Raw genomic sequence first — 14,504 nt, forward strand, 5'->3', positions numbered from 1 at the left:
CGTCACTCCTCGATGAAGTACTGCTCGGGGTTGGTCGGTCCCGGGTCGTTGTAGTTGCCGGAGGAGGGCATCGACTCGGGCACGTTGTGGAAGTGGTCCGCGACGATCCCGTAGCCGGTGGGGCTCAGGCTGATCCCCATGGCGTAGAACTGCTCCTGGGAGACCGCCAGGAAGTCGCGCATCAGCCCGATCCGGGCCTCGGGGTCGGGTTCGGCCTGGACGGCGTCGTACAGCTCCAGGTGCGCCCTCACGTCGTCCGGCGGCTCCTGTGAGCGCGTGTCCTGGCCGTCGGAGACGTACCACTGGGCCCACGGGATGGCGAAGTTGGACTCACCGCTCTGCGTGGGCGCGTACCAGCGCGGGTCGTACATCGCGTCCATCATGCCGTTGTCGCCCGACCACACGTTGGCGTCGTGCTCGTTGTTCTCCCGGCGGGTCTGCCACAGCGAGCGGTCCTCGGTGTTGAGTTCCACGTCGATGTCCAGCTCCTGCCAGAAGCCCACGACCATCTCCATCGAGTCCACGATGTCGGGGCGGAAGTCCGTGGGCACCGACAGGGTGAAGCGCACGGTCTCGCCGCGCGGGCTCGTCCGGAAGCCGTCGGAGTCGCGCTCGTCGTACCCCGCCTCGTCCAGGATCCGGTTGGCCAGGTCGACGTCGTACTCGGTGTACTGCTTGGCCAGTTCCTCGTTGTAAAAGGGGCTGTCCTCGCGCGGCGCGCCCTGCCAGGGTTCGCCCTGTCCCCGGTAGACGACGTCGATGATGTCCTGGCGGTTGATGGCGTGCGAGAGCGCGATCCGGAAGTCCTCGTCGTTGAAGGTCCGCCGCAGCTCCTCGTCCGGGTGGGTGAGGTTGAGGGAGACCATCGCCGTGTTCATCTCCGCGGGCCGGAGCTCGAAGAACTCGTAGCCGCCCGACTCGCGCGCCTCGGCCAGGGTGGGCCGGTTCTCCAGGGTGTTGAAGTGCCGCGAGTGCATGTCGAACTCGCCGTTGAGGGCCCGGACCAGCATGACCTCCTCGTCCGGCAGGATGTCGAAGACGACCCGGTCGATGTAGGGCAGCTGGTTGCCCTCGGTGTCGACCTTCCAGTAGTAGGGGTTGCGTTCCAGGACCATCCGCCCGGAGTCGGCCAGCGGCTCCACGACCTGCCAGGGGTACATGGTGGGCATGTCGGGGTTCTGCCAGTACCGGGCGCTGTCGATCACCCCCGCCTTGTCCTCGAACATCTCGACCCAGTCGGTGTACCCGAGTTCCTCGGCCAGCTCGTCGGCGTCGGGGTTGTGGTCGATGTGGAACTGCTCCAGGTAGTGCCTGGGCTTGTTCACCACCTGGTACTGGAGGAGGTCGGACCCGGCCCACAGGGCGTCGGGCTCGTCGAAGGTGATGGTGAAGGTCTGGTCGTCGACCTTCTCGGCCGTGCCGGGGCTCGCCGCCGCGACCGGGGTCAGGTCCTCGTTGTTGAAGACGTCGTTGAAGGCGAACACGACGTCGTCGGAGGTGAACGGTTCGCCGTCGGACCAGCGCAGGCCCGCGCGCAGGGTGAAGGTCAGCTGGGTGGCGTCCTCGTTGTACTCCCAGGACTCGGCGAGGTTGGGGATCGCCCCCTGCCACTCCGGGTCCCAGCGGGTCAGGTTCTCGTAGCCCACGGTCCTGCCCAGCCAGGGCCAGTCGCCCACGCCCAGGATGGCGGTGTTCCACTCGCCGCCGTACACGCCGACGCGGTCGTGGGGCTCCACCACCAGCGGTTCGTCGGGCAGCCGCTCCTCCAGCGGGGGGAGGTCGCCCGACTCCACGAGGGCGGCGAGCATCGGCGCCTCGCCGTTGGCCTCCACCCTCTCGGTCTCCTCGGTCCCGGGGTCGAGGGAGAAGAAGGAGCATCCGGCGGTCATCACGACCGCCGCCGCGCCCGCGGTGGCTCCCAGCCACCGCCTCCTACCGCCTGTCGTTCGTCGTCTCATGGTTGCGTCACTCCTGCTTCGTGGGGGGTTCCCGCGTGGCGCGGGCCGGGGGGTTGGTGCTCGTGGTGCCGGGAACGGTGCGTTCGGTGATCCCGGCCAGGTCGAGTTCCTCGGCGTGGTGACAGGCCACCGTGCGGCCCGGCGCGGCCTCGCGCGGCGCAGGGACCTCGGTGGCGCACAGGTCGGTGGCGTACCGGCACCGGGGGTGGAAGGCGCACCCGGTCGGCGGCCGTGAGGGGTCGGGCACCTCACCGGTGAGCCGGATGCGCTCGCGGGTGCCGCGCAGCCGCGGGTCGGGGATGGGCACCGCGGAGATCAGCGCCTCGGTGTAGGGGTGCAGCGGCCTCGCGAACAGGTCGTCGGTGGGCGCTACCTCCACGATCCGGCCCAGGTACATGACCGCGACCCGGTCGCACACGTGCTCGACCACCGACAGGTCGTGCGAGACGAAGAGGTAGGTCAGGCCCAGGTCGCCCTGGAGGTCCTGGAGGAGGTTGAGGATCTGCGAGCGTACGGAGGTGTCCAGGGCGCTGACCGCCTCGTCGGCCACGACCAGGCGCGGGCCGGGGACCAGGGCCCGGGCGATGGCCGCGCGCTGGCGCTGGCCGCCGGAGAACGCGTGCGGGTAGCGGCGCAGGTGGCTGGTGTGCAACCCCACCCGTTCCATGACCTCGCGGACCCGCGCCTCCAGCGCGTCCCCCCGCAGCCCCAGCAGCATCCGCAGGGGCTCCCCGACGATGTCGCGCAGGGTCATCCGGGGGTTGAGGGAGGACTGCGGGTCCTGGAAGACCATCCGCACCTCACGCTGGTAGGTGGTGGTGTCGTCGCCGGACAGGTCCAGGGCCTCCAGGACGCGGCCGTCGGCCGCGCGGTAGCGGATGCGCCCGGAGGCCTCCGGGCGGGCCCGCATGATGCTCGAACCCAGGGTGGTCTTGCCGCACCCGGACTCCCCGACCAGGCCGAGGGTCTCGCCCTCGTACACGTCCAGGTCCACCCCGGCGACGGCCCGCACGTGGCGGGGCCCGCGCCGGGCCCGCCCGCGCACGGGGTAGTCCACCTCCAGGCCGCGGACGCTCAGGACGGGTTCGGTCGGTGCCGCGCCCGGAGTCCCGGGCGCGGGGGTGTTCTCCGCGCCGGTCGGCGCGGGGACCTGTGGGCTGGCCGGTGTCTCAGTCGGCATCGACGGTCTCCTTGCCGGTCGGGACGGTGTCTCCCCCGCCGGAGGCGGTGGCGGGCGCGGGTCCCTCGTCCAGGAGGCAGCGCACCCGGCGTCCGGGTCCCGGGACGGTGACCGGGGGGACGGTGGTGTCGCACAGCCCCTCCACGGCGTCGGGGCAGCGGGTGCGGAACACGCATCCGGTGGGTTGGTCGCCCGGGTCGGGGATGGTGCCCCGGATGGTGGGCAGGCGGTGCGAGCGGGACGCCCCGATCCGGGGGACCGCCTCCAGCAGGGCCCGGGTGTAGGGGTGCCGGGGATCGTGGAAGATCTCGTCCACCGGTCCCTGCTCGACCACGGTGCCCAGGTACATGACGGCGACCTCGTCGGCGATCTCGGCGACCACGCCCATGTCGTGGGTGATGAACAGCAGGCCCATGCCGGTGTCGCGGCGCAGGTCGGCGAACAGGTCGAGGATCTGGGCCTGCGTGGTCACGTCCAGGGCGGTGGTGGGCTCGTCGGCGATGAGCACGCGCGGGCCGCACGCCAGCGCCATCGCGATCATGACGCGCTGGCACATGCCGCCGGAGAGCTGGAAGGGATAGGAGTCCACGACGCGTTCGGCGCCGGGGACGCGCACGCGTTCGAGCAGGTCGACGGAGCGTGCGCGGGCCTCCTTGCGGGACAGTCCGCGGTGCAGGCGCAGGGACTCGCCGATCTGGTTGCCGACGGTGTGGACCAGGGACAACGAGGCCATGGGTTCCTGGAAGACCATGGCGACCTCGCGGCCCCGCACGGAGCGGATCTCCCTCCCCGTGGGGTGGAGCGCGGCCAGGTCCACGGGTTCCCCGCCGCCCCCGTCCGGGTGCAGGAGGACCTTCCCGTCCACCACCCGGCCGGGTCGCTCCACCAGTTGCAGGACCGAGCGGGCCATGGCGCTCTTGCCGCAGCCGCTCTCACCGACCACGCACAGCGTGCCGCCCCGGCGGACCGCCAGGTCCACCCCGTCCACGGCGCGCACCACGGTGTCGTCGGTGGTGAAGTGCGTCCGGAGGCCCTGGATGTCCAGGACGACGTCGTCGCGGGTGTCGGCCGTCATGGCGACCACCTCCCTACCTGTACGGGTCGGCGGCGTCGCGGACGCCGTCGCCGACGAAGTTGAGCACCAGCACCGCCACGGTCACCGCGGCCCCGGGCAGCAGGAGCCAGGGGGCGTTGGCGATCGAGTGGATGTTCTGTGCCTCCTGGAGGAGCACTCCCCAGCTCACGACCGGCGGCTGGAGGCCCAGCCCCAGGAAGGACAGCGAGGTCTCGGCCAGGATCATGAACGGCACCGCCAGGGTCAGTGAGGCGATGATGTGGCTGGTGAAGGACGGCAGCATGTGGCGGCCGATGATCCGGCCGGTGCCGCANCGGGCGGCCGTCACGAAGTCCTCCCGCCGCAGCGACAGGAACCGGCCGCGCACCACGCGCGCCAGGTCGGTCCAGCCGATGAGGGAGAGGAGCACGGTGATGGCGACGTAGGTCTGCACCGAGCCCCACTCGCGGGGCACGGCGGCGGACAGGCCCATCCACAGCGGGATCGTGGGGATGGACATCAGGAACTCGATGACGCGCTGGATGCCGTTGTCGACGCGCCCGCCGAGGTATCCGGAGAGCCCCCCGAGCACGAGGCCGAGGACGAAGGACAGCGCCACCCCCGCCAGGCCGATGGACATCGACACCCGGGTGCCGTAGACGATCCGGGAGGCCATGTCGCGGCCGTTGCGGTCGGCGCCCAGCAGGTGGACGTCCTGGTCGGGGTCGCTGGCGCCGATCAGGTGGATGTCGGAGGGGATCAGGCCCCAGAGTTCGTAGGGCTCACCGCGTACGAGGAAGCCGACGGGGATCTTCTCGGACTCGTCGACGGTGTAGACGTTGGCGAGCGTTTCGGGGTCGCGCTCCACCTGGTAGTCGTACACGTACAGGCCCAGGTCGAAGCCGTCGCTGGTGTCCACGAAGTGGAGTCGCTGCGGCGGGGCGTAGGTGCGTTCGGCGTCGTAGGCGTCGGGGGTGCTGGGCGCGACGAACTCGGAGAACACCGACACCAGCAGGAGCGCGCACAGCACGAGCGCGCCGGTGACGGCCAGCTTGTTGCGGCGGAAGCGCCGCCAGATGAGCACCCGTTGGGGCGCGTCCCCCGGCAGGGCCCGGGGGGACTCGGCGTCGGGAACCTCGTTCCCGGTGAGGGGTTCGCGGGACGCCTCCGTGGACGGAGGGCGGTCGGGCAGGGCCATGTGTCACGCCCTCTCGACGTGGTGGTGGCGGATGCGGGGGTCCCACCAGGCCAGCAGCAGGTCGGACAGCAGGGTGCCGACGACCGTCAGCACGCCGAGGACGAGGATGAAGCTCCCCGCCAGGTACATGTCCTGGTTGCGCAGGGACTCGATCAGCAGGGGGCCGGTCGTCTCCAGGCTCAGCACGATGGAGACCATCACCTCGCCGCCCACGAGCGTGGGCAGGATCCAGCCGATGGTGCTGATGAAGGGGCTGAGCGACATGCGCACGGGGTACTTGAGGAGGACCCGCCACTCGGGCAGGCCCTTGGCGCGGGCCGTGGTGACGTAGGGCTTGCGCAGTTCGTCCAGGAGGTTGGCGCGCAGCACCCGGATGAGCGCCGCCGTTCCCGCGGTACCGATGATCAGCACCGGTATCCACAGGTTGGACGCCACGTCCAGGACCTTGCCCAGGTTCCAGACGGAGTCGGCGTACTCGCGTGAGACGATGCCGCCCACGCTCTCGCCGAAGTAGCGGTAGGACACCCAGGCGAAGAGCAGCGCGAGCATGAAGTTCGGGGTGGCCAGGCCGACGAATCCGACGAACGTGACCGCGTAGTCGCCCAGCGAGTACTGGCGGACCGCCGAGTACACCCCGATGGGGAAGGCGATCGCCCAGCTCAGCAGCAGGGTGGAGACGGCCAGGGCGAGGGTGAGGCCGATCCGGTCCCACATGAGGTCGGACACGGCACGGCTGTACTGGAAGGACTGGCCGAAGTCGCCGTGCAGGAGGATGCCGGAGATCCAGTTCCAGTACTGGACGAAGAAGGGGTCGTCGAGCCCGTACCTCTCCTCCAACGCGCGGATCTGGGCGCTGTTCACGCCCTGGCCCTGCGCGGACAGCTCGGCGATGTAGGCGGTCAGGTAGTCGCCCGGGGGCAACTGGATGACCAGGAACGCGACCAGTGAGATCGCGAACAGCGTCGGGATCATGTACAGCAGGCGGCGGATCACGTAGTGGCGCACGGCGTCCCCCTCCGGGCGGGTGCCGGGCGGCGGCCCGACCGACGACGCGCGCGGGGGCGCGTCACCACCGGACCGCACCGCCGTCCATCCGCGCGTGGAACGGCGACTCCGGGCCCAGGTCGGCGGGGGTGACGGGCACTCCCCGGAAGGCGGAGGCGTAGACGCCCGCGACCAGGCGCATCGTCCGCAGCGACTCGGCGGAGGTCACCGGTGGGGCGGTCCCGTCGCGCAGCGCGTCCAGCACCCGGGCGATCTGGGCGTGGTGACCGCTGCTGGTCCCGTGCTCCCCGGCCTCCCACGCGGACGTGACCTCCTCCTCGAAGCCGGGGGCCGGAGTGATCCGCCAGTTCTCGTCGCCGTAGCCGTACAGGTGGACGACCTCGACGGTGGCCCGCTCGAAGTCGATCCGGATCCGGCTCTCCTCCTGCGGGGAGACCAGGCTGTTGACCACGCTGGCCACCGCACCGTTGGCGAAGTCCACCCGGGCCAGGGACACGTCCTCGGTCTCGACGTCGCGGGCCTGGCGCCGGGCGACCGCCGACACCTCCGTCCACTCGCCCAGCAGGGAGAGCAGCAGGTCCATCTGGTGGATGCCGTGTCCCATGGTCGGACCGCCGCCCTCGGTCTCCCACCTGCCGCGCCACGGCACGTCGAAGTACTCCTGGGGCCGGAACCACGTCGTGTGGCAGGCCGCCACCAGGGGGCGTCCCAGCACACCGGCCTCCGACAGCGCGCGGACCCGGCGGGCGCCCGAGCCGAAGCGGTGCTGGAACACCGTGGCCATCCACGGCCCGCGTTCCCCTCCCTCGGCGGCGGCCATCTTCTCCGCCTCGGACAGGCTCAGCGCCGGCGGTTTCTCCACCAGCACGGACGCGCCCGCGCCCAGGCAGGTCTCCACCTGGGGCCGGTGCAGACCGGGCGGGGTGCACACGTGCACCAGTTCCGGCCGTTCCCGGTCCAGCATCTCGGACAGGTCGGTGTGGCCGGCCGGGATCGCGAAGCGGGAGCGGAACGCGGTCAGGGCGTCGGTGTCGACGTCGACGGCGGCGACGATCTCGGCCCGGTCCGGCAGGGAGCGCAGCGCCTCGGCGTGGAAGCGGGCGATGTTCCCGGCGCCCACGAGCGCGACGCGGACCGGGCCTGTGGACGGGCCGGCGGCCGGGGAGGGGGAGGGGGTGTGCATCTGTCGTTCTCTCCTCTGAAACGGGGGGTGGGGTGGTGGGATCGAGGAGCCTTCGCGGGAGTCGTCGGTGGTGGGGGAGTCGCTCCTCTCTGGTAAGCGCTTGCCTGGTGTGCGTGGGCCGGTGCGGTCCGGGTGCCCGGGCGGGCACCCGGACGGACGGTGGCGGATGTCGGGCGGGCGGCGGGGTTCGTGCCTTCGGGGACCGCTCAGCCGCTCGCGGCGACCTCCCTCCGGTCGGCGTTCCCGCCCCGGTCGACGGGGCCGAGCCGGACGTCGCACGTCAGGCGCCGGGTGTGGTCCACGACGCGCGTCGGTCCGTCGACCATGACCGGGACGGTGTGCCGGACGTCGTCGCTGGACGCGGACAGCAGCAGGTCCAGGCGGCCGGACTCGACCACGCGTCGACCGTCCGGGCCGGTGTAGGAGGACAGGTCGGCGTGGACGGTGAAGTCGACCGCCCGCTCCTCGCCCGCCTCCAGGTGCACCCGCGCGTAGCCGACCAGGCGTCTGCGGGGCAGGGCCACCTGGGCGACGGGATCGTGCAGGTAGAGCTGGACGACCTCGGTCCCGGCGGTCTCACCGGTGTTGCGGACCGTGCAGCCGACGGTGACCTCCCCGTCGGTGCCGATCACGAGGGCCCCGTCCGGGCTCGCGGAGAGGCCGTTCACACGCGGGTCCTCCCAGTCGAACCGGGTGTAGGACAGGCCGTGCCCGAAGGGGTACAGCGCGGTCGGGTCCACCGAACTGACGTCGCTGCGCTGGGCCAGGTCGGGGCCGAGGTAGGTGGTGGGCTGGCCGCCGGACGCGCGCGGCACGGACACCGGCAGACGTCCGCTGGGGTTGACCCGGCCGGTGAGCACCCGCGCCAGGGCGGGCATGCCCTCCTCTCCGGGCATGAAGGCCTGGACGACGGCGGCGAGCCGGTCGGTGACCGGGCCCAGCGCGTAGGGGCGCCCGGACACCAGCACCGCGACCACGGGGGTCCCGGTCTCGACCAGGGCCTCCAGGAGCTCCTGCTGGACGCCGGGCAGGCGCAGGTCCTCCGCGTCACACCCCTCACCGGAGGTGCCCCGGCCGAACAGGTCGGAGCGGTCACCCAGCACGGCCACGCACACCCGGGCGCGCGTCGCCGCCCGTACGGCCTCGTCGAACCCCTCGGTGGAGCCGTCGTCGACCGCGCACCCGTCGAGGTGCTCCACGCGGGTGCCGGGCAGTTCGGCGCGCAGGGACTCCAACAGGGTGGGGATCTCCACGCCGACCGCGGTCCCGGGGTGGCGCCTGCCCACGTGGGCGGGGAAGGAGTAGCAGCCGAGCGCGGCGTCGGCGGTGTCGGCGAGCGGACCGACCAGGGCCAGGTCACCGGTGTCGGCCAGGGGGAGCACGCCGCGGGGGTTGGACAGCAGGACCACGGAGCGCTCGGCGAGGTCGCGGGCCAGCGCGCGGTGCTCCGCGGGGTCCAGGTCCACGGGGCCGTCGGGGTTCTCGGGTTCGGGCGACCATCCGGAGTCGAGCAGGCCCAGCTCGCACTTCTGGAGCAGCACACGCCGGGCGGCCCGGTCGACCAGGTCCTCGGACACCTCGCCGGAGCGGACCAGGTCGGTGAGCTGGTCGCCGTAGCAGTGCACGGTGGGCAGTTCGACGTCCACACCCGCGGTCAGGGCCAGGCCCCCGGCCCGCGCGGTGGTGTCGGCGACGCGGTGCAGGGTCTGGAGGAAGGCGATGCCGAAGTAGTCGGCGACCACGGTGCCCTCGAACCCCCACTGATCCCGCAGCAGGCCGGTGAGCAGGCCGGTGTCCGAGGCGGCCGGCAGCCCGTCGTTGTCGTTGTAGGCGCTCATGACCGACCGTGCGCCGCCCTCGCGCACGGCCATCTCGAAGGGGGGAACCAGGACGTCGGCGAACTCGCGCGGGCCGATCGAGACCGGTGCCAGGTTGCGGCCGCCGCGCGAGGCCGAGTACCCGACGAAGTGCTTGAGGGTGGCCACGATCCCGGCGGACTGGAGGCCGCGCACGTAGGCGGTGCCGACGGTCGCCACGAGGTGGGGATCCTCGCCGATGGTCTCCTCGGTGCGGCCCCAGCGGGGGTCGCGGGCCACGTCCAGGACGGGGGCCAGGCCCTGGTGGGCGCCGACCCGCCGCATGCTCGTGCCGATCTGGGCGGCCATGCGCTCGACCAGGTCGGGGTCGAAGCTGGCGCCCCAGGCGAGGGGGACGGGATAGATCGTCGCGGTCCAGGCGGCGAACCCGGCCAGACACTCCTCGTGGGCGACGGCCGGGATGCCGAAGCGGTTGGCGGCCATGATCTCGCGCTGGCTGCGGGCCAGGGACGCCCGTCCGGCGGCCGGGTCCACCGGGGCGGTACCGAAGGGGCGGGTGAGCTGGCCGAGGCCGTGCTCGATGACCTTCTCCCACGCCGGGGGTTCCTGGGTGAGGTCGTGCTGGTGCGGTGCGACGGGTTCGCCGGAGGCGTTCGCGCTCACCCACACACCGTGCAGCTGGGCGACCTTCTCCTCCAGGGTCATCGCCCCCAGAAGTCGCTCGACGCGCGTCGCGGCCGGGAGGGAGGGGTCCCGCCAGCCGTCGGCGGTGGCCTCCTCAGCGACGTGGTCCGAGGGTCCGGTCATGTGGGTGTGCCTTTCTGTGCTCGGTGGGGGTGCGAAGGGGAGACGCGCCCGGGTGGTGGTCCGCGTGCCATGGGTGTTCGAAACTTTCGAAACTAGTATCGAAACTTACTGACGGAAAATGTACGTATTCGCGGAAATCTGGTCAACCCCCTCCGGAGGTACAAGTCACATGTGTGTCATGACCTGCGATGCCGAAGGGGGCTCGCGATGGCAGAAAAAGGAAAGGTTTCGCCGAGCGAATGCAGGGAACCGCTTCGATTTCGAAAGTTTCGGAGGGTCTGTCGTGCGGTTGTCAGGGTCGCTCCGTGCGCCCGAACGGGCAGATGGGACACTTCGGGCGTGGGTATCACCGAACGACTCCATGAGATCGGGCGGCCGCTGGTCGCCGAGCAGCTGGCGCATCCGACCGTCGCCGGAATCGCCCGGGGCGACCTGGACGAGCGGGCCTTCCGGTACTGGCTGGAGCAGGACCACCTCTACCTGCTCGACTACGCGCGCGCCTTCTCCCGGCTGGCCTGGCAGGCGCCCGACGGCCACCTCGCCGACCTGGTGGGCATCGCGCACAGCACGCTCACCGAGGAGCTGGAGCTGCACCGCTCCCTGTCCGGGGAGTTCGGCGCGGACCTGAGCACCCGGGACAAGGGTCCGGCGTGCGCGGACTACACCGCCTGGCTGCTCGACGCCGCCGCCGACTACCGCGACGGGCTCGCCGCCGTCTACCCGTGTATGTGGGGGTACAACCAGCTCGGCCTGGCGCTGGCCGAGAACCGGCCCGAGGAGCCGCGCTACCGCAGGTGGGTCGACACCTACGCCGACCCGGAGTTCACCACCCTCACCGAGCACTACGCACGGATGCTGGAGGAGGCCGAGCCGGACCCCGAGCGCGCCGAGCGCTTCTTCCTGGAGGGCATGCGCCACGAGGTCGCCTTCTGGGACACCCCGTTCACCGTGCGCGCCTCCTGAGGCTGAGGCGCACACGGAAGCGATCACGGGGTTGTCCACAGGACGAAGATCGGTCTGGTGACACCCGGAAGGCGGCATCTAGCCTGGGTTCGGGGGGACCACGTTCCCCCTGTGGGCGCCGTGCGTCCCCCCGTGTTCCAGAGTCGGCCATCCTCCCGACCGGCGACAACCCCGTTCCGTCACCTGTGGACAACCGCGCTCACGGGACACCGCCTTCCGCGAAGACACGGGGGCGGCGCCGTTCCCCATGAGGACGGCGCCGTCCCCCGGCGCGCGGAGCGTCGGTCAGGGGGCGATGACCGTCGACACGGTCTCGAACCGGTCGATCTCGCAGCCGTCGCGCTTGTTGAACTCGGTGTCGACCTCGGTCTCACCGATGTGCCCGGTCACGTGGACGACCTCGGGGCCGCCCACCTGCATCGTGCACATCATGTCGGAAGTGTCGTCGCGGACGAACGGGTTCACGCCGACCTCCTCGATCTCGGCGCACGCCGCCTCGGGATCGGGGTGGTCGCCGCCCGCGGGGGCGCAGGTGAGGGTCCACGTCCCCGTCTCGTAGCCCTCCGCGGGTTCGAGGGCCTCGTCGCCGCTCAGGGAGCGTTCGATCGTCAGTCGGGTGTCGGCGTTCGTGCCCTCGTCCCCCTCGGAGGGCTCCTCGGGGGAGGCCTCCTCCGAGGAACCCTCCGGTGGGGAGGAGGTGTCCTCGCCGGATTCGGACTCGGAGGGACTCGGGGTCTCGTCGGATGCGGACTCGGGTGCCGGTGCGCTCACCTCGGCGGGCTCGTTGCCACAGGCCGTGATAAGCAGGCCAAGGGCCGCGAGAGCGGCGAGGCGGACCGGCAGAGCCGTCGCGAGTGTGTTCTGGGCCATACGGTTCAGACGTGGGGAAGTTCCTCGGGGTTCCCCGAATTCTCACATTTGACGAAGTACACGGATACAGGGGGTCACATGTTCGGCAACGGTGTTCCGGAGGCCAACGTCACCGAGGTGCCCGAGGGCGCCTACCTGCTCGACGTCCGCGAGGACGACGAGTGGAACGCGGGCCACGCGCCCGACGCGACGCACATCCCGCTCGGCGAGCTGAACCAGCGCGCGAACGAGGTCCCGCGCGACCAGCGGGTCTACGTCATCTGCCGTGCGGGCGGCCGTTCCGCGCAGGCCGTCGCGGCGATGAACCAGGCCGGATGGGACTCGGTCAACGTCTCCGGCGGCATGCAGGCCTGGCACCACGCCGGGCGCGACATGGCCGCGGAGGCGGGGGCCGAGCCCCGCGTCATCTAGGGCCGGCGTCCGGGGCCGACCCGGTCGATTTGGCTCCGATTGCGCAAAGGCCTGCCCTTCGGCCGCCTCCGGGTGGCACTATGACGTCGTGAGTTCCGAGCGCGCGCCCCTCAGCGCCGAAGCCGTGCTGGCCGCCTCAGCGGACGCGGTGGTCTGTGTCGACAGTGAGCTCCGAGTCTCCCTCTGGAACCAGGCCGCCGAGCGGTTGTTCGGCTGGAGTGCGGAGGAGGTGCTCGGGGGCGAACTGCCGATCGTCCCCGCCGAGCTGCGGGCCGAGCACGGCGCGGTGCTCGAACACGTGCGCGCCGGGACGCCGCTGTCCATCCACACGCGCCGGATCCGCAAGGACGGCACGGTCGTCGACGTGCGCATCAACACCAACCGGGTGCCCGACGCCGACGGCGGCGTCGCCGGGTGGGTGCTCAACCTCTACCCCTCGGACAGCGACGTCCAGGCCCGCTCCTCGGCGATGGAGCGCGCCCGCCTCGTGCGCCGGCTCACCGACGTGGTCGTCGACATCAACGCCGACCTCAGCCGCAGGACCGTGCTCGACCGCATCTCCCGCGGGATCACCGAACTGACCGGCGCTGACGCGGGCGGCTTCGTCCTGCTCAACGAGGACCGCGTGGAGCTGGTCAGCATCTCGGAGCTGTCGGAGGAGCTCCAGGGTTTCAGCGCGGCACTGGACGACAGCCTGTTCGGCGAGCTGCTGCGCAGTGGCAAGTCCGTGCTGTTGGCCAACGAGGACACCCGTGGTCTCCAGGACCTGGTCTGGGCCGACCTGCCCGGGCTGCACACCATCGCGCTGGGCGTGTCCAACGTGCACGGCCGGCCCTACGGCGCCCTGTACGCGCTCTACAGCCAGCGCAAGGTGGGGCACGTGGAGCTGGAGTTGCTCGAACTGCTCGCCGCGCACGCCGGGGTGGCCATCGGCAACGCGCTGGCCTACGAGGAGCTCAACCGACAACGCGTCCACGAACAGGCGGTGGCCGACTCCAGCGCCGACGGGATCGCCGTGCTGGACTTCGGCGGACGCGTGCGCAAGTGGAACCGCTCGGCGGGGGAGCTCNNNNGCCGTTCCCGCTGCCCGCGTGCCACGGCCAGCCGGTCAAACACAGACTCGGGGACGGCCGCTGGCTGGAGATCCTCATGGCGCAGATCCCTCGTACCCACGAGTGGGTGGTGGACTTTCGCGACATCACCGCGCAGAAGGCCATGGAGGACGAGCGCGAGGACTTCCTGGCCACGAGCGGGCACGAGCTGCGCACCCCCATCACCGTCATCCACGGCTACGCCACCACCCTCCTGCGCAAGTGGTCCCGGCTCACCCCGGACGCGCAGTACCAGGCCGTCGGCACCATCGCGGAGAGGTCCGCGGCCCTGGCCGCCCTGGTGGACCGGCTCCAGCTGGGCTCGGACGTCGCGCGCGGCGAGATGCGGGTCAGCCGCGACCGGTTCGACCTGCCCGAGGTGCTGCGGCAGGCGGTCAGCGCCTTCCGGCCCCTGTCCGACCGGCACGACGTGGTCCTGGACGCCCTTCCCGAGTTCCCTCCGACGGCGGGCGACCCGCTGGCCACGGGCATGATCATGGACCAGTTGCTGGACAACGCCCTCAAGTTCTCCCCCGGCGGCGGCAACGTGCACGTCAGCGCACGTGAGGAGGGCGACGCCGTCGCGGTCGTGGTCGACGACGAGGGCGTGGGGCTGCGGCCCGGGGACGAGGAGCGGATCTTCGAACGCTTCGTCCAGTCCGGTGTGCGCGGCGAGGAGTCCCGTTTCGGCGGTCTCGGCCTCGGCCTGTACATCGTCCGCCAGCTGGCCCGGGATCAGGGCGGCGACGTCACCGCCCAGCGGTTGGAGCACGGGGCGCGCATGCGGTTCACGGTGCCCCTGTACAGGGAGGAGGACCCTCCGTCCGCTCCCCCCACACGGGTCGAGGGACCTCACAGGCCACCTGAGTCCCAGGAATCAACAAAAACATCACCAACCCCCGAACCCCTGTCACGTCAGGGATCCCCGCGCCGACGTGCGAGTCGTACGCCGTGATTCACCTCGCGG

At 71.4% G+C, this 14,504-nt stretch carries 10 protein-coding genes and 1 pseudogene; 3 read left to right on the plus strand and 8 right to left on the minus strand.

Annotation, left to right across the window (positions count from 1 at the left end; genetic code table 11):
* Nucleotides 1–2 precede the first annotated feature (2 nt).
* The 7 genes from D455_RS0123950 to D455_RS0123980 all read right to left on the minus strand — a co-directional run bounded on the left by D455_RS0123950 (nucleotide 3) and on the right by D455_RS0123980 (nucleotide 10,202).
* The gene (locus D455_RS0123950) at nucleotides 3–1,889 is read right to left on the minus strand and encodes an ABC transporter substrate-binding protein (protein ID WP_017573215.1); all 1,887 of its coding nucleotides are present in this window, start codon (nucleotides 1,887–1,889) and stop codon (nucleotides 3–5) included.
* A 76-nt stretch (nucleotides 1,890–1,965) separates the two neighbouring features.
* Complete coding sequence (locus D455_RS0123955) at nucleotides 1,966–3,138, minus strand: ABC transporter ATP-binding protein (RefSeq protein ID WP_017573216.1); 1,173 nt, start codon at nucleotides 3,136–3,138, stop codon at nucleotides 1,966–1,968.
* Nucleotides 3,128–4,213 carry an ABC transporter ATP-binding protein gene (locus D455_RS0123960; protein WP_017573217.1) on the minus strand — a complete coding sequence of 362 codons (1,086 nt, stop codon included), beginning with the start codon at nucleotides 4,211–4,213 and terminating at the stop codon, nucleotides 3,128–3,130. Before D455_RS0123960 ends, D455_RS0123955 begins: the two co-directional genes overlap by 11 nt.
* 13 nt (nucleotides 4,214–4,226) lie before the next feature.
* Nucleotides 4,227–5,390, minus strand: a complete 1,164-nt coding sequence (locus tag D455_RS0123965) for an ABC transporter permease (protein ID WP_017573218.1) — start codon at nucleotides 5,388–5,390, stop codon at nucleotides 4,227–4,229.
* Nucleotides 5,391–5,393: 3 nt separating this feature from the next.
* Nucleotides 5,394–6,395, minus strand: a complete 1,002-nt coding sequence (locus D455_RS0123970; RefSeq protein ID WP_026122925.1) for an ABC transporter permease — start codon at nucleotides 6,393–6,395, stop codon at nucleotides 5,394–5,396.
* Nucleotides 6,396–6,456: 61 nt separating this feature from the next.
* A complete protein-coding gene (locus D455_RS0123975) occupies nucleotides 6,457–7,578 on the minus strand; it encodes a Gfo/Idh/MocA family protein (RefSeq protein ID WP_017573220.1) in 1,122 nt (373 codons plus the stop codon).
* 206 nt (nucleotides 7,579–7,784) lie between these two features.
* Nucleotides 7,785–10,202, minus strand: a complete 2,418-nt coding sequence (locus D455_RS0123980; protein ID WP_017573221.1) for a beta-xylosidase/alpha-l-arabinosidase — start codon at nucleotides 10,200–10,202, stop codon at nucleotides 7,785–7,787.
* Nucleotides 10,203–10,541: 339 nt separating this feature from the next.
* On the opposite strand from D455_RS0123980, the gene D455_RS0123985 reads away from it, so the two are divergent.
* Nucleotides 10,542–11,165: a TenA family protein gene (locus tag D455_RS0123985; protein ID WP_017573222.1), complete on the plus strand. Its 624-nt coding sequence runs from the start codon at nucleotides 10,542–10,544 to the stop codon at nucleotides 11,163–11,165.
* A 285-nt stretch (nucleotides 11,166–11,450) separates the two neighbouring features.
* On the opposite strand, the gene D455_RS31535 is transcribed toward D455_RS0123985, so the two are convergent.
* Nucleotides 11,451–12,035, minus strand: coding sequence for an SSI family serine proteinase inhibitor (locus D455_RS31535; protein WP_017573223.1), 585 nt, complete (start codon nucleotides 12,033–12,035; stop codon nucleotides 11,451–11,453).
* Nucleotides 12,036–12,113: 78 nt separating this feature from the next.
* Here D455_RS31535 and D455_RS0123995 point away from each other — a divergent pair, with 78 nt between their 5' ends.
* Nucleotides 12,114–12,446 carry a rhodanese-like domain-containing protein gene (locus D455_RS0123995; RefSeq protein WP_017573224.1) on the plus strand — a complete coding sequence of 111 codons (333 nt, stop codon included), beginning with the start codon at nucleotides 12,114–12,116 and terminating at the stop codon, nucleotides 12,444–12,446.
* Nucleotides 12,447–12,534: 88 nt separating this feature from the next.
* Nucleotides 12,535–14,492, plus strand: a pseudogene (locus D455_RS31540) (PAS domain S-box protein).
* Nucleotides 14,493–14,504 lie beyond the last annotated feature (12 nt).

The sequence above is a fragment of the Nocardiopsis halotolerans DSM 44410 genome, assembly GCF_000341065.1.
GTDB classification, from domain to species: Bacteria; Actinomycetota; Actinomycetes; order Streptosporangiales; family Streptosporangiaceae; genus Nocardiopsis; species Nocardiopsis halotolerans.